General features: G+C 70.1%; 22 protein-coding genes. 11 read left to right on the top strand and 11 right to left on the bottom strand.

Annotated elements, in window-relative coordinates; genetic code table 11:
- Window positions 1-127: 127 nt before the first annotated feature.
- Entirely contained in the window at window positions 128-1,429 is a 1,302-nt protein-coding gene (locus AB0J74_RS18715) for a hypothetical protein (protein ID WP_363449407.1), read from the top strand.
- A 41-nt stretch (window positions 1,430-1,470) separates the two neighbouring features.
- Window positions 1,471-3,348 carry an alpha/beta hydrolase-fold protein gene (locus AB0J74_RS18710; RefSeq protein ID WP_363449405.1) on the top strand — a complete coding sequence of 626 codons (1,878 nt, stop codon included), beginning with the start codon at window positions 1,471-1,473 and terminating at the stop codon, window positions 3,346-3,348.
- Here AB0J74_RS18710 and AB0J74_RS18705 read toward each other — a convergent pair.
- Genes AB0J74_RS18705 through AB0J74_RS18695 form a run of 3 tightly spaced genes read right to left on the bottom strand, consistent with a single transcriptional unit; the run spans window position 3,327 to window position 4,610 of the window.
- Window positions 3,327-3,692, bottom strand: a complete 366-nt coding sequence (locus AB0J74_RS18705) for a hypothetical protein (RefSeq protein WP_363449403.1) — start codon at window positions 3,690-3,692, stop codon at window positions 3,327-3,329. The genes AB0J74_RS18710 and AB0J74_RS18705 overlap by 22 nt on opposite strands.
- 4 nt (window positions 3,693-3,696) lie before the next feature.
- Window positions 3,697-4,029: a hypothetical protein gene (locus AB0J74_RS18700; RefSeq protein WP_363449401.1), complete on the bottom strand. Its 333-nt coding sequence runs from the start codon at window positions 4,027-4,029 to the stop codon at window positions 3,697-3,699.
- A gap of 50 nt (window positions 4,030-4,079) precedes the next feature.
- Window positions 4,080-4,610 carry a MarR family transcriptional regulator gene (locus AB0J74_RS18695; RefSeq protein ID WP_363449399.1) on the bottom strand — a complete coding sequence of 177 codons (531 nt, stop codon included), beginning with the start codon at window positions 4,608-4,610 and terminating at the stop codon, window positions 4,080-4,082.
- Between the two features lie 205 nt (window positions 4,611-4,815).
- On the opposite strand from AB0J74_RS18695, the gene AB0J74_RS18690 reads away from it, so the two are divergent.
- The 4 genes from AB0J74_RS18690 (at window position 4,816) to AB0J74_RS18675 (ending at window position 7,551) form a co-directional block, all read left to right on the top strand.
- Complete coding sequence (locus tag AB0J74_RS18690) at window positions 4,816-5,262, top strand: Imm1 family immunity protein (RefSeq protein ID WP_363449397.1); 447 nt, start codon at window positions 4,816-4,818, stop codon at window positions 5,260-5,262.
- Window positions 5,263-5,374: 112 nt separating this feature from the next.
- Entirely contained in the window at window positions 5,375-5,584 is a 210-nt protein-coding gene (locus AB0J74_RS18685; protein ID WP_363449395.1) for a hypothetical protein, read from the top strand.
- Window positions 5,585-5,647: 63 nt separating this feature from the next.
- Window positions 5,648-6,529 (top strand): SDR family oxidoreductase, encoded by an 882-nt coding sequence (locus AB0J74_RS18680; protein WP_363449393.1) that lies wholly within the window; start codon window positions 5,648-5,650, stop codon window positions 6,527-6,529.
- Window positions 6,530-6,555: 26 nt separating this feature from the next.
- Window positions 6,556-7,551, top strand: coding sequence for an NAD(P)-dependent alcohol dehydrogenase (locus AB0J74_RS18675; RefSeq protein WP_363449391.1), 996 nt, complete (start codon window positions 6,556-6,558; stop codon window positions 7,549-7,551).
- Between the two features lie 42 nt (window positions 7,552-7,593).
- Here AB0J74_RS18675 and AB0J74_RS18670 read toward each other — a convergent pair whose 3' ends face one another.
- The 3 genes from AB0J74_RS18670 to groL all read right to left on the bottom strand — a co-directional run bounded on the left by AB0J74_RS18670 (window position 7,594) and on the right by groL (window position 9,873).
- Window positions 7,594-7,941: a lipopolysaccharide assembly protein LapA domain-containing protein gene (locus tag AB0J74_RS18670; protein WP_363449389.1), complete on the bottom strand. Its 348-nt coding sequence runs from the start codon at window positions 7,939-7,941 to the stop codon at window positions 7,594-7,596.
- A gap of 131 nt (window positions 7,942-8,072) precedes the next feature.
- The gene (locus tag AB0J74_RS18665) at window positions 8,073-8,201 is read right to left on the bottom strand and encodes a hypothetical protein (protein WP_363449387.1); all 129 of its coding nucleotides are present in this window, start codon (window positions 8,199-8,201) and stop codon (window positions 8,073-8,075) included.
- Window positions 8,202-8,301: 100 nt separating this feature from the next.
- Window positions 8,302-9,873 carry a chaperonin GroEL gene (gene groL / locus AB0J74_RS18660; protein ID WP_363449385.1) on the bottom strand — a complete coding sequence of 524 codons (1,572 nt, stop codon included), beginning with the start codon at window positions 9,871-9,873 and terminating at the stop codon, window positions 8,302-8,304.
- Between the two features lie 299 nt (window positions 9,874-10,172).
- Between groL and AB0J74_RS18655 the strand changes: the two genes are divergently transcribed.
- From AB0J74_RS18655 to AB0J74_RS18645, 3 genes are read left to right on the top strand one after another with little or no spacing between them, the layout of a single operon-like run.
- Entirely contained in the window at window positions 10,173-10,649 is a 477-nt protein-coding gene (locus AB0J74_RS18655; protein ID WP_363449383.1) for a hemerythrin domain-containing protein, read from the top strand.
- A complete protein-coding gene (locus AB0J74_RS18650; protein WP_363449381.1) occupies window positions 10,646-11,263 on the top strand; it encodes an NAD(P)H-dependent oxidoreductase in 618 nt (205 codons plus the stop codon). The genes AB0J74_RS18655 and AB0J74_RS18650 overlap by 4 nt, the downstream gene beginning before the upstream one ends.
- A gap of 22 nt (window positions 11,264-11,285) precedes the next feature.
- Window positions 11,286-11,609, top strand: coding sequence for a plasmid stabilization protein (locus AB0J74_RS18645; RefSeq protein ID WP_363449379.1), 324 nt, complete (start codon window positions 11,286-11,288; stop codon window positions 11,607-11,609).
- A 78-nt stretch (window positions 11,610-11,687) separates the two neighbouring features.
- Here AB0J74_RS18645 and AB0J74_RS18640 read toward each other — a convergent pair whose 3' ends face one another.
- On the bottom strand, window positions 11,688-12,416 hold the full coding sequence (locus tag AB0J74_RS18640; RefSeq protein ID WP_363449377.1) for a sulfite exporter TauE/SafE family protein: 729 nt from the start codon (window positions 12,414-12,416) through the stop codon (window positions 11,688-11,690).
- Between the two features lie 133 nt (window positions 12,417-12,549).
- On the opposite strand from AB0J74_RS18640, the gene AB0J74_RS18635 reads away from it, so the two are divergent.
- Together AB0J74_RS18635 and AB0J74_RS18630 are read left to right on the top strand one after the other, a co-directional pair.
- Window positions 12,550-12,834: a GlsB/YeaQ/YmgE family stress response membrane protein gene (locus AB0J74_RS18635; RefSeq protein ID WP_363449375.1), complete on the top strand. Its 285-nt coding sequence runs from the start codon at window positions 12,550-12,552 to the stop codon at window positions 12,832-12,834.
- A 106-nt stretch (window positions 12,835-12,940) separates the two neighbouring features.
- The gene (locus AB0J74_RS18630; RefSeq protein WP_363449373.1) at window positions 12,941-14,176 is read left to right on the top strand and encodes an AI-2E family transporter; all 1,236 of its coding nucleotides are present in this window, start codon (window positions 12,941-12,943) and stop codon (window positions 14,174-14,176) included.
- A 12-nt stretch (window positions 14,177-14,188) separates the two neighbouring features.
- Here the strand turns inward: AB0J74_RS18630 and AB0J74_RS18625 are convergent, their stop codons facing one another.
- From AB0J74_RS18625 to AB0J74_RS18610, 4 genes are all read right to left on the bottom strand, one after another.
- The gene (locus tag AB0J74_RS18625; protein WP_363449371.1) at window positions 14,189-15,391 is read right to left on the bottom strand and encodes an EAL domain-containing protein; all 1,203 of its coding nucleotides are present in this window, start codon (window positions 15,389-15,391) and stop codon (window positions 14,189-14,191) included.
- A 183-nt stretch (window positions 15,392-15,574) separates the two neighbouring features.
- Window positions 15,575-16,441 (bottom strand): PRC and DUF2382 domain-containing protein, encoded by an 867-nt coding sequence (locus AB0J74_RS18620; protein WP_363449369.1) that lies wholly within the window; start codon window positions 16,439-16,441, stop codon window positions 15,575-15,577.
- Window positions 16,442-16,463: 22 nt separating this feature from the next.
- Window positions 16,464-17,753 (bottom strand): M1 family metallopeptidase, encoded by a 1,290-nt coding sequence (locus AB0J74_RS18615; protein ID WP_363449367.1) that lies wholly within the window; start codon window positions 17,751-17,753, stop codon window positions 16,464-16,466.
- 11 nt (window positions 17,754-17,764) lie between these two features.
- Window positions 17,765-21,649 carry a Pls/PosA family non-ribosomal peptide synthetase gene (locus AB0J74_RS18610; protein ID WP_363449365.1) on the bottom strand — a complete coding sequence of 1,295 codons (3,885 nt, stop codon included), beginning with the start codon at window positions 21,647-21,649 and terminating at the stop codon, window positions 17,765-17,767.
- Between the last annotated feature and the right edge of the window lie 34 nt (window positions 21,650-21,683).

Raw genomic sequence — 21,683 nt, 5'->3', positions numbered from 1 at the left:
ACAGGTTGGTCGTAAAGACATCACGCAGCTCGAATATTTTCGTCTATTGATTGTTTCGAAGGCGTTGCGTAGCGTCCGTTCCAGGGCGCCTGCGGTAAGCGGTGCGCACCGATCGGAGGGAAAACCAGTGTCGAAGCGAACATCCTTGGCCGCGGTCACCGTCCTTTTCGGCGCGATCTTGATCGCCCCTGGCACCGCCAGCGCGGAGCCGCCCGGCCATGGCCCGGGCGGAGTCCAGAACGTCATCCCGATCACGCAGATCCTGGCCTTCGGGCAAAAGGTCACGGCCGTCGCGGTCGAATACTCGTCAGAGGTGAACGCGCGGACCCTCGACCGCGACACCTACACGGTCTCGGACAGCCTCTACAACTTCCGCTTCAACCCCGTCGAAGACCTTGCCGACCCGACGAAAAGAGCCGATCGCAGGATCGTCACGGTCTACACCAACGAGGCGCCCACCCTGAACGCGGACAAGCAGTCTGATCCGGGCAACTTCGTCATCATCGAGCTCGACGCCACGGATCCCGGCGGCAACACCATCATGGCGACGGGCAACTACGTAAAGGTCAACGCCGAGCTGCAGACGCGGGTCGTGCAGAACGAAGACGTCTACGCCCAGCCCGGCAAAGGAAACGGCCGCGGTCCTCTGCTGGCCGCGGCGTCCGACGAGGCGCATGGGCCCACCGAGCCCGCGATCAACCTCCTGGCCGACGACTTCGTCTACAAGCGATTCGTCACGGCGTCAGGCACGATGATCCCCTACGCCTACCACCTGCCAGAGGGCTACGACGCGACCAAGACCTACCCCGTCGTCGTCATCCTGCCGGGGCAGGGCATGGGATTCAACGGCTCGAACGAGGGGGTCCAGGTAGCGGCGGACATCCCGGCGACCGCGTGGCAGCAGGAGAAGTGGACAGGCACCAACGAGGACGTCATCGTCCTGGCTCCGCAGAATCAGCGGGTCGGGACCGCTGCCGCTCAGGCCGACGTCATGGTCGAGCTGTTGAACGCCTTCGCGCGGGAGTTCTCGGTTGACCAGGACCGGATTTACGCGTCCACGGTCTCGTACGGCTCCACGCTCGCATGGGCGGCACTAGCCACCTATCCCGGTCTGTTCGACGGCGCCCTGATCACCGGCGGCTTCGCCGCCAGCGCGGCACAGGCCACCGCCATCGCCGCGTCCGGCACGCCGGTCTGGATCACCCACGGCACCCACGACCACCTCCTCAACGTGGTCACCACCGGGCAGGCGTCGTACAACCGCATCTGGAACGCCTATGTGGCGCTTGGCAAAACCCCGGCACAGGCGAACGCGATGGTCAAGTACACCGAGTACGCCGACTCCGCGTTCTACGAGCCGGACCGGCACCTGGCGGCCGCACCCACGTACCAGGACAAGACCATCCTGCAGTGGCTTCTCGCCCAATGACGCACGACCTGACGATGAAGACCGCAGAGGAGTATGCCCAGATGAGGAAGACGATCGGAAGACGCGGGTTCACGCGTGCGATCTCGGTGCTCGCGCTCGTGGCGCTCGGCGCGACCGTCCTCGCCGCGCCAGCCGCCGCCACAGGCAGCGCCGCGATCGTGGAAGGCGCGACCGTCACAGCGGATAACGACTCACCGACCGGATACACGGTCACTTTCGTCTACCACAATCCCGCCGCCACACAGGTCCGCCTCGGCGGGGACCTGACTCTGCTCGACATGAGCACCGGAACCACCCGGTATCAGCCGGAAGCGTGGCAGCCGGGCCGGTACCACGCCGGAGGTACCGAGTTCCTCAGGGACATGACCAAGGACGCGAACGGCTACTGGTCGGTCTCCGTCCCGCTGCACGCCGGAGGGCTGAGCTACTGGTACCGGGTCTGGGACCCGACCCAGGGCTGGGAGAACAAGCGCATCTGGGATCCCGCCTCGACGAAGCCACGACCTCCGGGCGGGTCGTCGTTCCGCGTCAGGAACAACGACGTGCTCGACGCCGTCTACGTGCCGTACGCCGAGAAGCAGAACGACCCGGTGCTGAAGCAGCGGGCGGAGTACGAGCTGCCGATAGCGGACCCGTCGCGGCGGGGCACCGTCCAGTACGTGCCCTACACGACGATCCTCGGCGACAGCGGTCACTACCTCGGCATCTATCTTCCGGCCAACTATGATGCCAACCGCGCCGAGCCCTACAAGGTCGTGTATCTCGCACACGGCATCTTCGGTGACGAGACCGACTTCATGGTTCCGGCGAACGTCCCGAACATCCTGGACAACATGACGGCCAAGGGCGAGATCGAGCCCACCGTGGTTGTCACCATGGGCAATCACTTCACCGGCACCAGCCTCGGCTTCGCCTCCTACAACCAGACCAACGCCGCCAACAACCTGGTCCAGACGATCCTGCCGCTCGTCGAGGCCAACTACAACGTCTCGACCGAGCGCTCCGGGCGGGCCTACGCCGGGTTCTCGTACGGCGGGATGACCGGCGGCGTCGTCATCAAGAGCTACCCGACCACGTTCGGGTTCTATGGACACTTCTCCGGCAACCCGTCCCTGACGCCGCAGGACTACGACAACATCGCCGGCGCGGTCGGTGACGACCTCTTCGTGTTCCTGGGCAACGGTGTCTTCGAGGGCAACCTCAACGCCCAGAACGCCATCGCGGACAACTTCCGGGCCCGGGGTATCCCCGCCGCGACGACCCAGGTCCCCGGCGCCCACGACGCCATGACCGCGGGCCAGCTCTTCACCATCTTCGCCCGGGACCACCTGTGGTCGGGGGTCGATTCGGTGTCGGTGACGCCGGCGACCGAGAACCTGACGACGGGCTGGAACTGGGTCAGGAAGTTCAGCGCCCGGGTGACGACCAACGAAGGCGTGAGCCCGGCGGTGACCTGGTCGGTGGAGGGTGCGACCTCGGCCGGCACGACCATCTCCGCGGACGGTGTGCTCTCGGTGGCCGCCGCCGAGACCGCGTCGTCGCTCAAGGTCGTGGCGACCTCGGTGGTCGACCCCACCAAGTCAGCCTCGGCCCAGGTCACCCTGACTCCCCCGGGCACGGCGGCGGTCGTGGTGAAGGCGAAAGCCACACCGGCGTCGGTCGTCCATGGCGGCACGTTCGAACTGCGCGTCGACGTGCGGGCTCAATCCGGGCACAGGAAGGATCCGGAGCCGACCGGTGAGGTCGCCGTCACCTTCGGCGGCACCACCCGGGTGGTTCCGCTGGCAGAGGGCTCGGCCGTCGTCGACCTGCCGACCACCGGACTGTCAGCGGGGTTGTATCCCGTCCACATCGCCTACTCCGGCGACCCGACCTACGCTCCCGCCGCGGCGGTCCATCAGCGGCTGCGAGTTCGGTAGCCGACAGGAATGGGTGGGCCGGCGAGATCCCGTCGTCGGCCCATCGCCACGCGTACGTCGTGCAGCGCGTACCCGCAGGTGGCCGGGTTGTCGAAGGTTGCCGGTGACACGGCCAGCGGTGCTCCGTCGGTGTCCAGGACGGCCCAACGCCATCGGCCGTCCCGCTGCCGGACGGGACGCATCAGGTCGGCCGGGGCCCGGAGCAGACTTTCGGCAGCCCGGTAACAGTCCTGCTGCTGGCGGTAGCCGCGTGTGCCATAGGCGATGGGCTCCGGCTGCTCCACCGAACGCAGGAGCGTCCAGTGGAGCAGACCGTCCTCATCGACCTTGATCGTCAGACGCATGCCATCACCTTCTGTGCGATGTCTGGCAGGGCAACTCGTCGACGCAGAAAGCGAGGCGGACCACTTCGTCTTCAACCTCTGTGATGTCGGTCAGCGCCGCGTAGCGCTGCCGCACCGGCCCGCGTCCACGAACGACGATCTCGAGGTAGCCCTCACGTACGAGCCGGGCCGCTGCCGCCGGCGAAACCTCGGGCAGGGTGTGCACGCTCCAGCCGGGAAGCATCGCCACGATGTCGCTGGCCTGGCCGATGCGTCGGCCGTCGTCGGCAACGGCCAGCGGGTCCGGGCGGTGGAGGCGTCGGATGCGGCCGACAGCAACGCCGAGGCGGTCGACCACCAGCCAACCCGGCCAAAGACGGTCGAGAGGGCCGGAGCGGATGTTCTGTGTCATGCCAGCCTCCCATCTTGTTCACCGGTCGACAGGGCCGGTTCTGGCTGGTGCGAAGCCTGTGCGGCAGGTCGGTGTCCGGCCCAGCCCAACCACCAAGGGTCGGACGACTCTCCACCGGCCGTGGCCAATGTGCGCAGGGCGCGGATCAGCATCGGGTAGTCATCGTGCGGCACCGCGGCCACGATCGCGGCGAGCTCGGCTCGTCGACGATCCGTCACCTCTTGGACGAGGGCGGTGCCGGCCGGCGTGAGGGCCAGCCGGATCGCCCGACGGTCGGTGGTGGCCCGGCTGCGCCGGATCAGACCCTTGGCGACGAGCCGGTCGGCCATGCGTGTGCCGGTCGAGGCGTTGACCCCCAGCTCGGCGGCGATGTCGGCGGCTCGCTGCGGCCCGCGCGTCGCGAGCACCATCAACGCGCGAAACTGCGGCAGCGTGATGTCGGTGCCGTGCCCGGCGAGCGACCGTGCGGCCACGGCGACCATGGCCCGGCTGACGATCATCAGGGCATCCACGACCTCGACCTGCACACCGTCACCCGGCGGCGAGTCCGCACCATCCGCGTCCATACTGCAATCATTGCACACTGCATGGAAGATCGGCAGGCCTCTGACCAGCGGATATCTAGACAAGATTCTGCTGGGGCGCTGCCTGTTCGAGGAACAGCCGGGCGCTCGACTTCCTGCAGTAGCGGGTCGGCGTGACACCGTTCGGGCTTTCGACGCTGGTCCATGCGTGGACGACGACTACCAGCCGGATCCATCAGGCGAATCCCTCACTCTGCCGCAAATGGAATACCACGTGTACGAGGCGGGCAGGCACCAACTCGTCGTCGTTCAGTCGCCGACCCTCGACGACGTCGTGGAAGCGCTGGAGGCGCTGGACCAGCGCTCGCGCACAACGATGACATTCATCCACGGCACCGGCGCGTACATCAGCGTCGATGGCGGCGGCGGTCACTACCACGTGTACCTCGGGTCGTTCGACCACGAGGACCGGATAATCCTGCAGTCGCCAAGCTCCGGCGGGCCGATGGCACCCGATCTGGTGGACATCGTCAATGACGGCCACACCAACCGTTACGCCGCACAGGATGTCGTCGACCTCGAGACGGCGCGGGCGGCGTTGAGCGAGTTCCACGCCAGCGGGCGGCCCCATCTCGGCCTGACCTGGCGCACTTGATGATCGACTCGACGGCGCGGCTCCGAACGGGCGTACGCTGGCGGTAATTCTGTTTCACGTGACTTCGCGCTCCGGCGGGGCCGCCAGTGTCCGCTCAGCGAAGGAACGTCTCATGGACTATCTCAGCGACACCAACCTCCGGGCCGTGCTGGTCGTTCTCCTCGGACGCGTCGGCGGCACGGTCGACGTGACCAACGGAGAGCTCTACGACGCCATGCTGCCCGACCGCAGCAGCGGTGAACGGTTCCGCATCACGCAGACCGACAGCGGTGTCCGCATTTCGATAGTGCCCTCGCGACCCGAACAGTCCGCGTCGAACTGACGACGGGCGAGAGCGTGTCCACAGTGGACCGACCGCGACCGAGCGTTCGTCTAGGGATCAAGCATGGGAGAGCTCCCGGTCGGCCCGATGGCACGCCGCGTGGTGCTGGTGACCGGCGGCAGTGGCGGCATCGGCAAGGCGACCGCGATCGGCCTGGCCCGCTCGGGTGCGCGCGTCTGGATCGTCGGCCGGGATCTTCGGCGCACCGAGGCCGCGGCCGACGAGATCCGCGCGGCCGGCCCTCGACGGGTGGGCGTGTTCGTGGCGGACCTCTCGTCGCTGGCGCAGGTGCGCCAGCTCGCCGACGACGTCCGTCAGCGCCTGCCACGGCTGAACGTGCTCGTCAACAACGTCGGCGGCTACTGGAACACCCGGCAGACCACGACCGACGGGCTCGAGCGCACCTTCGCCCTGAACCACCTCGCCCCGTTTCTGCTCACCAACCTGCTGCTCGACCGGCTGCGGGAGAGCGCGCCGGCTCGGGTGGTCACGGTCTCCTCGCAGGCGCACGCCAACGGGCGGATCGACTTCGACGACCTGCAGGGCGTACGCGACTACTCCGGCGCACGGGCCTACAGCAAGTCGAAGCTGGCCAACCTGCTCTTCACCTACGAGTTGGCCCGCAGGTCGCCCGACCTGTCGGTGACGGCCAACGCGGTGCATCCCGGCGTGGTCAACACCTCGTTCGGCGCCGAAGATCCCGGTGCCGTCCAACGGCTGTTGGTGCCGCTTCTGCGGCCGTTCATGAAGACGCCGGCCAGCGGCGCGGCCACGTCGATCTGGGTGGCCTCCGCCCCGGAGCTCGAGCGGGTGACCGGCAGCTACTTCGACAACGGCAAACCGAGGCGATCCGCCGAGAACAGCTACGACCGGGCCGTCGCTGCCCGACTGTGGCAGATCAGCTCCGATCTGGTCGCCCTGCCCGCCGCGCCGCAACCGTCCTGACCCCCCTTCGGCCCGAGAGGCCCGCCATGTCCAGCACCGCGACCATCCCGAACCACTCGATCCTGCAGGACGGATATGGCCAGGCCGACCTCCTGCGGTTCGCCGAGGCCCCGACGCCCACGATCGCCGCCAACGAGGTATTGCTCCGCGTACACGGCGCGGGTCTGGACCGGGGCACCTGGCACATGATGGAAGGCCGGCCCTATCTGCTGCGCGTGATCGGCTTCGGGCTGCGCAAGCCGAAGAACCAGGTGCCCGGGATCGACGTGGCCGGCATCGTGGTCGCCGTCGGCCGGGCGGTGACCAGGTTCGCCGTCGGCGACGAGGTCTACGGGATCGGGCGCGGCTCGTTCGCGACGTTCGCCGCGGCCCGGGAGGACAAGCTGGCCCGCAAGCCGGCCAATCTCTCCTTCGCGCAAGCGGCGGTCGTGCCGATCTCGGCCATCGTGGCGCTCCAGGCGCTCACCGACGTCGGCCGGGTCCAGGCCGGGCAGCACGTGCTGATAACCGGGGCGTCAGGCGGCGTCGGCACCTACGCGGTGCAGCTGGCGAAGAGCCTCGGCGCCGAGGTCACCGGCACTTGTCGCGCCACGAAGGTGGACCTGGTGCGGTCGCTCGGCGCGGACCACGTCATCGACTACAACCGGCAGGATTTCGCCGAAGGTCCGGCGCGCTACGACCTGATCCTCGACACCGGTGGCAACCCGACGCTGGCACGCCTGCGCCGGGCACTGACGCCCGCGGGCACCGCCGTGATCATCGGCGGCGAGGAGGGCGGCAAGTGGACCGGCGGCTTCGGCCGCCAGCTGCGGGCCGCGGCCACGTCGCCGTTCGTACGCCAGCGGCTGGTGATGTTCGCGGCGAAGGAGCGCGGCAGTGATCTCGAACGGCTCACCGAACTGATCGAGGCCGGCACACTGACGCCCACCCTCGACAAGACCTTCTCGCTGTCCCGCGTCCCCGAGGCCATGCATTATCTCGAGGCCGGAAAGGCCCGCGGCAAGGTCGCCATCACGATCTGAGCAGCCACGGCGCCATCCTGGACGCCCAGGATGGCGCAGCGGTCAGCGGCGCTGGCGGCGGGCAAGCAGCCGGAGCTGGGTGATCCGGGCGGCGCCCACCACCATGGTCAGGATGGCGGCACCGACCGCGGCGATCAGCAGCGCCAAGGCCAACGGCAGGCTGCCGTCCATCCACAGGAAGTGGACCCGCACACCGCGGGTGTTCTGCAGCATGAAGATGATCAGCACGATCGACAGCAGCGCGGCGGCGCAGATGCCGAACCAGGCGGTGCCGGTGCGGGTGCGCGGGGTCCGGCCCCTGTCGGGCTTCGCGGGCGGGCGAGCCGCCAGCGACGGCGCCTTGGTCTGGTCGTCGGAGGCGTTCTGCGTGTCGCGCACGTCGTTGGACATGACATCCCCTGGGGTAGCCGGTGTGGCAGGCACCTCACGGTTTGGGATGTCGTCGTGTCCGGAGTAGCTCAATCGTACACCCGTTCGGTCCAAATGGGAGATTTATCCAGCCCGGGTGCGGGTGCCGCCGGTCAGCGTCCGGTCGGTGGAATGACCGATGCCGACTTGGCCGCCGTCTTCGCCTTTTTCGCGGCCCGCTTCTCCTTCAGGGTGCTGGCCTGCTTCTTCTGGCTTTCCTTGGCAACGGGCTTCCTGGCCATGTGTGCCCTCCTCGGGTCGTCGGTCTCGGCCGGCCGCACCGATCGGTGCGGCCGGTTCGCCGGTCGTGTTCGAGCGCGTCGCGGCCGTCGGGCCTTTCGGTCAGTTCCGGTCGGCGACGAGGACCTCGGTGGTGAGAAACAGGGCCGCGATCGAGGCCGCGTTCTGCAGCGCCGACCGGGTGACCTTGGCCGGTTCGACGATCCCGGCACTGATCATGTCGCCGTATTCGCCGGTCGCGGCGTTGAGACCATGCCCGGCCGGGAGTGAGTTGACCTTCGCGACGACGACGCCGCCTTCGAGGCCGGCGTTGACAGCGATCTGGCGCAGCGGCGCGGTCAAGGCGACCCTCACGATGTTGGCACCGGTGGCTTCGTCGCCGGTCAGGTCGAGCTTCTCGAACGCGGTGTCCGCGGCGTTGGCCAGCGCCACGCCGCCGCCGGGCAGCAGGCCTTCCTCGATGGCCGCTTTGGCGTTGCGTACCGCGTCTTCGATCCGGTGTTTGCGTTCCTTGAGTTCGACCTCGGTGGCCGCACCGACCTTGATCACCGCGATGCCGCCGCCCAGCTTGGCCAGCCGCTCCTGCAGCTTCTCGCGGTCGTAGTCGGAGTCACTCTTCTCGATCTCGCCGCGCAGCTGAGCGACCCGGCCGTTGATCTGCTCGGCGTCGCCGCCGCCGTCCACGACGGTGGTCCCGTCTCTGCTGGCGATGACCTTGCGGGCCCGGCCGAGGATCTCCAGCCCGGCCTTCTCCAGGGTGAGCCCGACCGTCTCGCTGACGACCTGGCCGCCGGTCAGGACGGCGAGGTCGGCCAGCATGGCCTTGCGCCGGTCGCCGAAGCCGGGCGCCTTGATCGCGACCGACGTGAAGTTGCCCTGGATCTTGTTGACCAGCAGTGTCGCCAGCGCCTCGCCCTCGACGTTCTCGGCGACGATCACCAGCGGCTTGCCGCTTTGCATGACCTTTTCCAGGATCGGCAGGAGGTCCTGCAGGCGGGCGATCTTGCTGTCGACGATGAGCAGATAGGGATCGTCGAGGACGGTCTCCATCCGTTCCAGGTCAGTGGCGAAGTAGGGCGAGAGGTAGCCGTGCTCGAGGCGCATGCCGTCGGTGAGTTCGAGTTCGAGGCCGAAGGTGTTGCTCTCCTCGACGGTGATGACGCCGTCCTTGCCGACCTTGTCCATCGCCTCGGCGATCAATTCGCCCACCGCCGCGTCGCCCGCGGAGATGGTCGCGGTGGCGGCGATCTGTTCCCGGGTCTGTACCTCGGCTGCCTGATGGCCGAGCGCCTCTGTCACCGCGGTGACGGCCTGCTCGATGCCTCGCCTGAGCGCGATCGGATTCGCACCGGCCGCGACGTTGCGCAGGCCTTCCCGCACGAGTGCCTGTGCCAGCACGGTCGCGGTCGTCGTGCCGTCCCCGGCCACCTCGTCGGTCTTCTTCGCCACCTCTTTGACGAGTTCGGCACCCAACTTCTCGTAGGGGTCGTCGAGCGCGATCTCCTTGGCGATGCTCACACCGTCGTTGGTGATGGTGGGGGCGCCGTAGCCACGGTCGAGCACGACATTGCGGCCCCGGGGGCCCAGCGTCACCTTCACCGTGTCAGCGAGGACGTTCATACCCCGCTCCAGGCCGCGACGGGCCTCTTCCCCGAACGCGATCAACTTGGCCATCTGCGCGATCCTCACCATCGTCGTGCCCACGTGCAGCACCCTGCTCGGGCCGACCTGCGATGACCGCTGCCGCGGTCCCCCTCCCGGGGGTCCCATCCCATTCGGTTGGCACTCGCGCCTGGCGAGTGCTAACGACAGTGGAGCACCCATTCCGCCGAAGCGCAAGGACGGCCCGGCGCGCCGAGGGCAGTCAAGCGGGCCCGCCATCGGCAACCCCGAGCCGTTTGGGGCGGCCGGTTGCGGGGAATCCGCTGCCACCGGCACATCTTCGGTCAAAACGAGCTGATGGAAGGGACACCGTGGACGGCATCGTGCTGCTGAAAGATGATCACAAGACGGTCAACGCACTGTTCAAGGAGTTCGAGAAGACGCACGAGACGGCGGAACCAGCCGCGAAACGAGCGCTCGTTGACAAGATCATCAAAGAGCTCGTGACACACGCGTACATCGAAGAGACGATCTTCTACCCGGCCGCCCGCGCCGGCGCCCCCGACACCACCGACCACGTGCTGGAGTCCGTCGAAGAGCACCACGTGGTCGCATGGCTGCTCTCCGAGCTCCGCACCGCCGACCCCGGCGACGAGACCTTCGACGCCAAGGTGACCGTCCTGATCGAGAACGTGCGCCACCACGTCGAAGAGGAAGAGAAGGACTGGTTCCCCGAGGTACGCAAGGCGCTCGGCCGCAACCGCCTCGTCGAGCTCGGCGAGCGGATGGCCGCGGCCAAGGCCGACGCGCCCAGCGACCCGCTCAAGCTGACGTCCGCCGCGAAATGAACCAACCCCAGCGGCTCCACGCCCTCGTACTGGGCTGCTCGCTCAAGAGCTCAGCCGAGGAGTCCAGCAGCGAGCTGCTCGGCCAGCAGGTCCTGACCGCCCTGGCCAAGCACGACGTCGACGGCGAGGTCATCCGGGTCGCTGACCGCGACGTCAGGTTCGGCGTCACCACCGACGAAGGCGACGGTGACGGCTGGCCGGCCATCCGCGCCCGGATCATGGCGGCGCAGATCCTGGTCATCGCCACCCCGATCTGGATGGGCCAACCCTCCAGCGTGGCCAAGATGGTCCTCGAACGCCTCGACGCCGAACTCGCCGAGAAGGACGACGAAGGCCGCCTGCTGACCTTCGGCAAGGTCGCCGCCGTCGCCGTCGTCGGCAACGAGGACGGCGCCCACCACGTCTGCGCCGAGGTGTTCCAGGCCCTCAACGACGTCGGCTTCACCATCCCCGCGACCGCCGGCACCTACTGGGTCGGCGAAGCGATGGGCAAGACCGACTACAAGGACGTCAGCCCGAAACCCGACACCACCGGCGCGGCGACCGCCACCCTCGCCGCCAACGTCGCCCACCTCGCCCGCCTACTGGCCGGCGAACCGTACCCACCGTCATAACCGCGACCGACAGGAGGACACCATGCCCGCAGGATCGAGCCCGAAGAGGGAACGCCAGTACAAACACATCAAGGCCAGCGCCGAGAAGCGGGGCGAGTCCACGGACCGCGCCGAAGAGATCGCCGCCCGAACCGTCAACAAGGAACGCGCCCGCTCCGGCGAAGCCCGCACCGCGAGCCGCTCGTCGATCCGGGACGTCTCCTCGGGGCACCGCGGCGGCAAGCGCTCCCACACCGGCGCGCAGGGCCGCACGAAGGAACAGCTCTACAACGAAGCCAAGAAACGCAACATCAAGGGCCGCTCCAGCATGACCAAGGCCCAGCTGGAGAAGGCTCTATCGCGTTGATCACGAGCGGCGGGCAGCGGCGGCACGGGCCCTGGGACCCGGTCGCCGCTCCCCCGCAAGAAGAGCGTGACCGGGCTCTCAGAGGCCGACGAGGAACAACACGCCCGCAGCGACCAGACCGACCTCCACCAGCAGGACGAACACGCGGTCACTGATGCGGCCGACGACCGTCCTGCCGACCCACGCGCCGAGCACCGTCGCCGGGGTCAACGCGATGCCGTAGAGCAGGACCTGGCGGGTGAGCAGGGCGCCGGCCCCGTACACGCCGATCTTGGTCACGTGCATGACCAACGCGCTCGCCGCCTCGGTGCCGACATAAGCGGCCCGGGTCAACCCGACCGCGAGGAAGAACGGCGCGGTCAACGGACCCACCGAACCCAGCAACGCCGAGCCCAGCCCGGAGACGGCACCCACGGCGGCGAACGCCGGATCCGATGGCCGCCGCGGCCGGCGCTGCCATCGCCGCCAGCAGACGACACCGATCAGGAACGCGCCGAGCAGGCGCTGCAACGGCGCGAGCGGCGCATGCGCGAGCAACAGCCCACCGGCAACCGCGCACGGGACGGCACCCAGCGCGAACCAGCCGATCAACGACCCCCGCAGTTCGCCCCGGTTGAGCCAGACCCGCGAACCGTTGCTGGACAACTGCGTCAGCGTCAGCATCGGCACCGCCACCCGGAGCCCGAACAGGGCGGCGAACACCGGCAGCAGCAGCACCCCGCCGCCGAACCCGGCGACAGCCGAGAGCACCGCGAGGCCGAAGGCTGCCAACGAGGCCAGCAGCAGCGTAGGCAAGGCGTCGATCACAACTCAACCTGGCACGTCGACGCCGGCGCGCCCAAACGCGCCCTAACGTTCGGGCCATGGTGGTTTGGGCACGCCCGCCCTCGGGCATTTAGCGCCGTCACTCAGTGACCAACCCCCGACGAGAGGAACGACCATGACGCCAGGTGGAATCATCACCGCGCTGATTGTCGGTTTGATCATTGGTGCGCTGGGCCGCCTGGTCGTGCCCGGCCGCCAGAACATCCCGCTGTGGCTGACGCTGGTCATCGGTGTCGTCGCCGCGTTGATCGGTTCCGCGATCGCGCGGGCCGGCGGCTTCGCCGACACGGAGGGCTGGATCGACTGGCGCGAACTGCTCCTGCAGATCGCGCTGGCGGCGGTCGGCGTCGCGCTGACCGTGGGCTTTGCCGGCCGTGGCCGGCGCAGCGTCACCCGCTGATCGAGTTCCGACGGTGCCCCGGCCACGGCCGGGGCACCGTCTTCTTCGGCCGAGGAGCCCCGGTGACCATCGATGACCGCGCCGCCGCTGCCGGAGGGGTCACCCGGTGAGCTGGGTGGCCGCCGCACGGGCCCGGCTGACCGCCGCCCGCCTGGCCGCGCCGCCGCCGTTCGCACCCTGTCCGCCCGCGGCCGACCGCCCGGCGCTGCCGGTCATCGTCCGGCGGCCACCCACGGTTGACGACGACGTTCCGCGCGGTGTGCGGATCGCCGCCTCCTGGGCGTGGCGTGGAATCCTGCTCATCGCCGCGGCGTACCTGCTGGTCAAGCTCATCGGCATCGTCAGTGTCGTCGTCATCCCTGTTGCCATCGCCGTGCTGCTGGCCGCGTTGCTGGAGCCGGCCGCCGCCTCCCTGCGCGCCCGAGGCATGAACCGCTCCGTCGCCGCCGCTGCGATCCTCGTGGGCGGACTGCTGGCGGTGTTCGGTGGCCTCGGTTTCATCGTGTGGACGTTCGTCTCCCAGGTCGACCAGCTGTCCACACAGGTTCGTGACGGGATCACCACCGTGGAGGCGTGGCTGGCGCAGGGCCCGCTGGCCATCTCCGAGGGCCAGTTGACCGAGGTCGTGGACGGTCTTCAGCGGAAGGTGTCCGAGAACCAGGGCGCGCTGGCCACCGGCGCTCTGAGCACGGCCGCGACGGTCGGCGGGCTCGTGACCGGCTTCCTGCTGGTCCTGTTCACCCTCTTCTTCTTCCTCCGGGACGGAGGCCAGATCTGGCACTTCGTCTGCCGGCTCCTCCCCCGCCCGGCTCGCCTGCCGACCGCCCGCGCCGGCCACTACGCCTGGCACAGCCTCGTGTCATACGTGCGGGCAACCGTTTTCGTCGCGTTCGTCGACGCCGTCGGCATCGGCGTGGGCCTGCTGGTCCTGCGTGTCCCGCTCGCGCTCCCCCTGGCCGCCCTGGTGTTCCTCAGCGCGTTCATCCCGGTCGTCGGCGCCACCGGGTCCGGTGCCGTCGCCGTCCTCGTCGCGCTCGTCGCCAACGGACCGGTGACCGCCCTGATCGTCCTGGCCATCGTCATCGGCGTGCAGCAACTCGAAGGCAACGTGCTCCAACCAATGATCATGGGACGTGCGGTCTCGCTGCACCCACTCGCCGTGTTGCTCGCCATCACCAGCGGGATCGTCGTGGCCGGGATCGTCGGCGGCCTCGTCGCCATCCCCATCCTCGCCGTGACCAACACCGCGATCCGCTACCTTCTCAACCACCCGGCCGCAGAGCGAACCCCCGACGACACGACACCCGGCACCTCGCCGACCGATAGCGTCCTGCAGCGCTGAAAGCACGACACCTCAGCTTCCGGTACCCACCCGGCGCAGCAACGATCGGGCTGCCGCGACCACGCGGCGGCGGTCGTGGGTCACTCCGAATACGAACTCGTCGACAGCGCCCGGCACCGCGCGCGCGACCAGCGCCGAACCGGTGCCCGGGCTGAGCATGAGCGTGGCCCAGTGGCCGTCCAGCGCCTTGTCGTGGGCGCGGGCTCCACGGACGCCGGCCGCGGGCGGATACGGAAGATCCGGCCCGAGCGCAGCCGTGACGACCCCCCGCTGCGCGAGATGGGACAGTCGCGTCCGCTCCGACTCCGTCAGCAGCAGCGGATCCGGGAGCAGCAGAAGCGACAGCGCCGGGGCGGTCAGCTCCGCCGCCTTGTCGGTGAGGTGCCGGCTCAGCGCGGTGAGGAAGGCGACGTTCGCACGGTTGAGCGACCGCTCGTCGAGCGCGTCGAACGGCGTCGCGAGATCGGCGATGGGTGCCGAGCCGATGTGCAGCGGCGACGCCGTGGCCGCCCGACCGCCGGTCGGCAGCGGTGCCGGCGGGCCCAGATAGTGGCCCTGCCCGAGGGTCGCACCCGCGGAGCGGGCGAACGCCGCGTCGGACGGCGTCTCCACGCCCTCGGCCAGGATCGTCGCGCCGGTGCGCTCCGCTTCCTCGTACGCGATGTCCATGACCTGCATGAAGGCCGGCGTAGGGCCGCCCTGAATGATCGACTGGTCGAGTTTGATCACGTCCGCCGCGAGGATCGGCAGCATCGACAGCGCCGCCCGGTTCGCGCCGAGGTCGTCGATGGCGAGCCCGGCGACGTCGGGTCGCTGGCGGTCGATGCCCTCCAACAACGACCGCGGATCGCGGTCCAGCGACCGCTCGGTGACCTCGAGCACCACCTGGTAGCGGTCGAACGCCTTCTCGATGTCGGGCCACAGGTCGGGCGGGCAGTCGGAGCCCAGCGCCAACGGTTCGATGTTGAGGAACAACAGCTGGTCTTCGGCCAGTTCGGCGGCCATGGCGGCCCGGCAGGAAGCGGCGCGGGCGGCCCAGTCGAACTCGACCACGTGGCCGCTGCGGTAGGCCTGGCGCAGCAGCGCGTTGGCGTCACCGAACGACGACCCGGCGGGGCCACGGACCAGCGCCTCGAAACCGACCGTCGCGCCGCTGTCGAAATGCACGATCGGCTGGAACACGCTTTCGAATGCCCGAGCGCGAAGGATCGCCACAAACTCCGCGTCGCGGTCGTTACCACTGCCTGGTGACACATTTGCCACGCATCAACGATAGTGCGCGGCCCTCCCGGATGGTGAAGATCCGCGCCGGAACCTGTGGTCGCTGTGTGTTAGGGATGCGGCTGGGGCCGCGCGGGTCACGTGGGTCCAGCCGCACCCCCAAGGGCCGGCCGCGGGTCAGTCGAGGTCCCGCTTCTCCTCGTTCGGCAGGGTCGCCTCGATGTGCTCCTTACGGACCTCACCGCGGACGGTCTGCTGCTCCGTAACGGTCTCCTTGACCATCCGGACCACCTCGACCGGAACGCTCTCCTTGTTGAGGACCGGCCGCTCGGCGAACAGTTCCACCTCGATATCGGTGAGATCGGCCCCGCCGTGCGTCGTCGCCCAGTTCGGGTCGGTGATCGGCTCCCGCACGAGGCGGACCTCGTCGTGGGAGATCGGCACGGTCGTGCTCTGCTCTTCCATCACCACGTACTTGCGCAGGTGGGCCACGCCGATCCGTTCGCGCTCGGTGCCGACCATGAGCCGCTCCTCCGAGCGGGTCAGGACGTCATCGGCCGTGCCATGTTCCTCGATCACGTCGGCGGCGGTGTACCCGGAGGCGCCCGTCGTCGTCTGCGTACTTTGGACACTTTCGCCGCGCCGCGGACCGTAGTAGTCGTAAAGCTGGTCGAAATCGCTGGCCACGAGTGGCTCGTCGCTCGAACCGTCGACTCTGGGCGCATCCTTCACCTGAGACTTGTTGAACGGCACGACGAGCCGCCCCTTGCGCATGTCGGCGTCGGCAAGCGGAACCATGGACTCCTTGGCCCCGAACATGCCCGTTTTGACGCTCGCCCACGCTGGCGCGCCCGAAGGGTCTCCGAAGACGTGCCCGACGGTGCCGATCTTGTCGCCGTTGCTCCCGTACACCTCGTGACCGGCGAGCGTGGCGATGTCCTGACTGTTGATCATTTCGCACCCCTCTCCAGACGCCCGATACCCCCGAGCAGGGAAAACCCACCTTTTGCCGAAATCGCCCTGAGATTTCCCGCCGGTCAGCACACAATGAGGATGGAGCCCACCGTCAGGAGGGCAGCGCCGGCAGGGCAGGTCCATAGAGCCACGCGGCGAACAGCCCGTCGAGCGAGCGCGCGGCATGGCGCTGCGCCAGCGCGGTGAACGCCTCGGTGGTCACCGTGCCGTGCCGGTTGACCGCCGTCCACTCCCGCAGCAGCGCGAAGAACGCCGCGTCACCGATGAGCACCCGCAGGGCATGCAACGTGAGCGCACCGCGCTGGTAGACCCGGTCGTCGAACATGCGCCGCACGCCCGGATCGGCCACCCGCAGGTCCTGGGGCTGCGCGGCCAGCACCATCCGCGACCGGGCGGCGTGCGCCGCGGCCGGCTCGCCGCCGGAGGACTCGGACCACAGCCACTCCGCGTACTTCGCGAACCCCTCGTTGAGCCAGATGTGGCGCCACTGCGCCACGGTCAGGCTGTTGCCGAACCACTGGTGCGCCAGCTCGTGGGCGACGAGGCGCTCGAATCCGCGCCGCCCGTCGACGTGGTTGGCGCCGAAGATGGACAACCCGTGCGCCTCGACCGGCACCTCGAGCGTCTCGTCGACCACGACGACCGCGTATTCACTGAACGGGTACGGGCCGAAGAGGCGCTCGAACGCCGTCATCATCTCCGGCTGCCGGCCGAAGTCGTTGCGCACCTGGGTGTGCAGCCGGGGCGGGAGGGCCGCCCGCTGCGGTATCGGACCGGCGGCCAGGTCGACCAGCCGGTAGTGTCCGATCTGGACGGTGGCCAGGTAGCTCGGCATCGGCGCGGGCTGCTCGTACACCCAGGTGGTGGTGTTGGCAGCGGCCTCGCGCGAGGCGAGCGTGCCGTTGGCGATGACGGTGTAGCGCGACTTGGCGGTCACCGCGATCCGGTAGGAAGCCTTGTCGGCCGGGTGGTCGTTGCACGGGAACCACGACGGCGCTCCGGTCGGTTGGCTCGCGACGAGCGCGCCGTCGTCGAGCCGTTCCCAGCCGAGGTCCCCCCACCGGCTCGGGATCGGTCGCGGCGCGCCGGCGTATCGCACCGTGACGGTGAACGGCGCACCGGCGGGCAGCGGCGTGGCCGGCCGGATCCGCAGCTTCCCGGCGCGATGGCTGTAGCGGGCCGCCGCGCCGTCGACCAGGACCTGGTCGACCCGGAACATGCCCAGGTCCAGGCTGAACTCGGCGAGGACACGGTCCGCCGTGGCGGAGATCGTCGCCCGGCCGGCGAGGCGGCCGGCACCGGTCCGGTAGTGCAGGTCGAGGTCGTAATGGGTCGTCCGGTAGCCGGCATTGCCGCTCCTGGGCAGGTACGGATCGTTCACGGGCCGCGTCCTCAGGCCGCCGGCCACGCCGCGATCGGGTTGCCCAGCCACCGACCCGCGCCTGGCACCGTCTCCCCGCGCATGACCAGTGACGCCGGCCCGACCGTGGTGTGCGCACCCACGGTGGCGCCGGGCAGCACGATGCCGTGCGGCCCGAGCGTGGCGCCTTCAGCGAGCGTCACCTGGTCCATCCGCATGATCCGATCATGGAACAGATGGGTCTGCACGACGCAGCCACGGTTGACGGTGGCGCCGTCGCCGAGGCGGATCAGGTCACTCTCGGGCAGCCAGTAGGTCTCGCACCACACGCCGCGCCCGACCCGCGCGCCCAGGCCGCGCAGCCACAGGCTCATCAGCGGGGTGCCGCCGACCGCGCCGGCGAGCCACGGCACGGCCAGGACCTCGACGAAGGTGTCGGCCAGCTCGTTTCGCCATACGAAACTGCTCCACAGTGGGCGCTCACGGACCCGGAACGCTCCGACCAGCACCCACTTCGTCAGGACCGCGACCACGCAGGCGACCACACCGGCGGCGAGCAGCAGCACACCGCCGGCGGCGAGGGCGGCGGCGTAGCCCTGCGCGGCGGCCACCGCCTCGAACGCCGCCAGGGTGGCGACGGCGAGCGCCAGCGAGAACATGACCGGCACGACCCGGCACAGCTCGACTGCGGCACGCGCCACCATCAGCCGGGCCGGCGGGTCGAAGGTCCGGCTCTGGTCGCCTCGTTCGACCGCACGGGGCACGCGCATCGGCGGCATGCCGAGGTAGGAACTGCCGGCCTTGGCCCGCTTCGGCGTGGCGGACAGCACGCCGACCAGCCCACGGTTGGGCACGGCGCGGCCGGGCGCGGTCATTCCCGAGTTGCCGAGGAACGCACCCTTGCCGACGCGGGCGGCGCCGATGCGCAGCCAACCGCCACCCAGTTCGTAGCTGGCGACCATGGTGTCGTCGGCGAGGAACGCGCCGTCGCCGACGGTGGTCATCGCGGGCACCGCGAGGACGGTGGACGCCTCGACCCGGCGGCCGACCCGCATACCGAGAGCGCGCAGCCAGACCGGCGTGAACAGGCTCGCGTAGATCGGGAACAGGCCGACCCGGGCCAGGCTCATGAGGCGCTCGGTCGCCCACGCCTGCCATGCGACCCGCCCGTGCACGGGGTGATGGCCGGCCCGCAGGCCGACGCTGAGGGCGCGCACGAGCAACAGGATCAGCAGCGCGTACGCCGTCAGCACGGCCACGGTGGCGAGCGGCACGCCGATCAACGCGCGGCCCGTGGCCGTCGGGAGCGTTGTCGCGTCGCCCAGGAACCGGCCGAGCACGAGCAGGCCCGGTAGCGCCGCGATCGCGGGGAGAAAGCCGAGCACGAGCGAGGTCAGCCCGTACGCCATGGTCCAGCCGGCCGCGCGACCGGGACGGCGCTGCGGCCAGCGGCGGGCGGCCCGGCCGGACCGGCTCGCCGGGACGCCGGCCCACCGTTGCGCCGCCGGCACCGGACCGACCACGCACGACCCGGGTGCGACCTCGGCCCGTTTGCCGATCCGTGCGCCGGGCATCAGCGTGCTGCGCGCACCGACCGTGGCCCCGGCGCCGATCCGGATCCGCCCGACGTGCACGACGTCACCGTCGACCCAGTGCCCCGACAGGTCGACCTCCGGCTCGACCGCGGCGCCCGGCCCGAGCCGGAGCATGCCGGTCACCGGCGGCAGCGAGTGGAGGTCGACGCCCGCGCCGATCCTCGCGCCGAGGGCACGCGCGTAGTAGGTCAGCCACACCCCGGCCAGGCTGGTCGCGCCGCTGGAGGCCGCCAGCCGTTCGGCCGCCCACAGTCGCATGTGGACTCCGCCGCCGCGCGGGTAGCTGCCCGGCCGCAGGCCGCGAAGCAGCAGCCGGGCGCCGCCGGCCGCGATCGCGATCCGGCCCGGCGGGCTGATGACGAGCAGCCAGCCGCACAGGACCCACCACCAGGAGACGGTCGGTGCCCACGGGTAGGAGCCGAACCAGGCGAGCACGTTGTTGATCGCGGCCAGGGTCACCACCCAGCGGAGCCCGACGATGCCGAACAGCGGGAACATCAGGGCGAGCTGGACGAGACCGGTGCGCCGCGGCGTCGGGCGGACGGTGCGGGCGGCCGCCTCGGCCGCTCCGAACTCATCGAGCCGGCGCGCCAGCGTGCGCAGGGTCGGGTGCTGGTAGACGTCGCTGACCGACGCGGCCGGGTAGCGGCCGCGCAGCAATGTGAGCAGCTGGGCGGCACCCAGGCTGGAGCCGCCGGAGGCGAAGAAGTCGGCATCCGGCGCGCCCGGCGCGACGCCGAGGATCTCGCCCCAGCACTCAGCCAGCCACACCTCGGTGCCCCGCAGCCGGTGGACCGCCTCGGCCGCCTCCAGTTCCGGCAGCGGCCACGGCAACGCGGCCCGGTCCACCTTGCCCGACGTGCGGGTGGGCAGGCCGTCGACGACGGCGACGAGGGGCACGAGCGCGGCCGGCAACGCGGCGCGCAGCCGCTCCACGGCCGCCGCCTTGTCGAAGCCGGTCGTTGACGCCGGCACGACGTACCCCACCAGAAGGTGGTTTCCGTGTCTGGTCGTGCGCACCGCGGCCGCCGCCGCGGCCACACCCGGCAGCGCCTGCAACGCCGCGTCGACCTCACCCAGCTCGATCCGGCGCCCACCCAGCTTGACCTGTTCGTCGGACCGGCCGACGAACAGCAGCCCCGCGGGCTCGGCCCGGACCAGATCACCGCTGCGGTACGCGCGTGCCCAGCCCAGCGCCGGCAAGGGCGCGAACTTCTCCGCGTCCTTGGCCGCGTCGAGATAGCGGGCCAGCCCGACGCCGCCGATGACCAGCTCGCCGACCTCACCCATGCCGACCAGGTCGCCGCGGGCGTCGACGACGGCGAGCTCCCAGCCGTCCAGCGGCAACCCGATCCGCACCGGACCCTCGCCGGTCAGCTGCGCGGCGCAGGCGACGACCGTGGCCTCGGTCGGCCCGTAGGTGTTCCACACCTCCCGGCCCTCGACGGCCAGCCGCTCGGCGAGCTCGGGCGGACATGCCTCCCCGCCGAAGATGAGCAGGCGCACATCGTCAAGGGCGTCGGCCGGCCACAGGGCCGCCAGCGTCGGGACCGTGGACACGACGGTGATCCGCTGCTCGACGAGCCACGGTCCGAGATCCATCCCGGTCCGCACCAGCGAGCGCGGCGCGGCGACAAGGCAGGCGCCGTGCCGCCACGCCAGCCACATCTCCTCGCAGGACGCGTCGAACGCGACGGAGAGCCCGGCGAGCACCCGATCCCCCGGGCCTATCGGCTCGTCGGGCAGGAAGAGCGTCGCCTCGGCGTCGACGAACGCGGCCGCGGCGCGGTGGGTCACCGCGACGCCCTTCGGCCGGCCGGTCGAGCCGGACGTGAAGATGATCCAGGCGTCGTCGTCGGGACCGGGCCGGCGTGCCTGGCCGCCGGCCGCCCGGCGTGGTGCCGGCGTCCGGCTCGGCCCGAGCACCGCACACACGTCCGCCTCGGCGAAGACCAACTCGGCCCGCTCGTCCGGGTCATCGGCGTCCACCGGCACGTACGCGGCGCCGGCGGCCAGCACGGCCAGGATCGAGACGTAGAGGTCGACGGTGCCGGACGGAACCCGGATTCCGACGCGGTCGCCCACCCCGACGCCCAGCGCCACGATCCGTTCCCGGAGCTCGTCGATCTCGGCCTCGAGAGCGCGGTAGCTCAGCAGGGTGACCCCGTCGTCGACGGCGGGCGCGTGCGGGTGCCGGCGCGCGGTTTCGCCGAGGATGTCCAGCAACGTGCGGGCCGGCGGAGCGGCCTGGGCGGGATAGGCGGCGCGCGGCCCGCTCGGCGGCGCCTCGATCAGATCGACACCCGCCAGCGACGCGCGCATGCTCCACCCTCCACACGAATACGGGCTGCACGCG

The sequence above is a fragment of the Asanoa sp. NPDC049573 genome (genome assembly GCF_040676615.1).
Taxonomy (GTDB): Bacteria; Actinomycetota; Actinomycetes; order Mycobacteriales; family Micromonosporaceae; genus Asanoa.
Note: the sequence above shows the minus strand (reverse complement) of the source record. Positions and strands in the feature narration are given on the sequence as shown.

Excerpts from the sequence above, each read along its gene's own strand:
- AB0J74_RS18710 (WP_363449405.1), top strand. The coding sequence starts at position 1,471 with ATGAGGAAGACGATCGGAAGACGCGGGTTCACGCGTGCGATCTCGGTG.
- AB0J74_RS18675 (WP_363449391.1), top strand. The coding sequence starts at position 6,556 with ATGTCCAGCACCGCGACCATCCCGAACCACTCGATCCTGCAGGACGGA.
- AB0J74_RS18680 (WP_363449393.1), top strand. The coding sequence starts at position 5,648 with ATGGGAGAGCTCCCGGTCGGCCCGATGGCACGCCGCGTGGTGCTGGTG.
- AB0J74_RS18650 (WP_363449381.1), top strand. The coding sequence starts at position 10,646 with ATGAACCAACCCCAGCGGCTCCACGCCCTCGTACTGGGCTGCTCGCTC.
- AB0J74_RS18705 (WP_363449403.1), bottom strand. The coding sequence starts at position 3,692 with ATGCGTCTGACGATCAAGGTCGATGAGGACGGTCTGCTCCACTGGACG.
- AB0J74_RS18665 (WP_363449387.1), bottom strand. The coding sequence starts at position 8,201 with ATGGCCAGGAAGCCCGTTGCCAAGGAAAGCCAGAAGAAGCAGGCCAGC.
- AB0J74_RS18670 (WP_363449389.1), bottom strand. The coding sequence starts at position 7,941 with ATGTCCAACGACGTGCGCGACACGCAGAACGCCTCCGACGACCAGACC.
- AB0J74_RS18645 (WP_363449379.1), top strand. The coding sequence starts at position 11,286 with ATGCCCGCAGGATCGAGCCCGAAGAGGGAACGCCAGTACAAACACATC.
- groL (WP_363449385.1), bottom strand. The coding sequence starts at position 9,873 with ATGGCCAAGTTGATCGCGTTCGGGGAAGAGGCCCGTCGCGGCCTGGAG.
- AB0J74_RS18635 (WP_363449375.1), top strand. The coding sequence starts at position 12,550 with ATGACGCCAGGTGGAATCATCACCGCGCTGATTGTCGGTTTGATCATT.
- AB0J74_RS18610 (WP_363449365.1), bottom strand. The coding sequence starts at position 21,649 with ATGCGCGCGTCGCTGGCGGGTGTCGATCTGATCGAGGCGCCGCCGAGC.
- AB0J74_RS18685 (WP_363449395.1), top strand. The coding sequence starts at position 5,375 with ATGGACTATCTCAGCGACACCAACCTCCGGGCCGTGCTGGTCGTTCTC.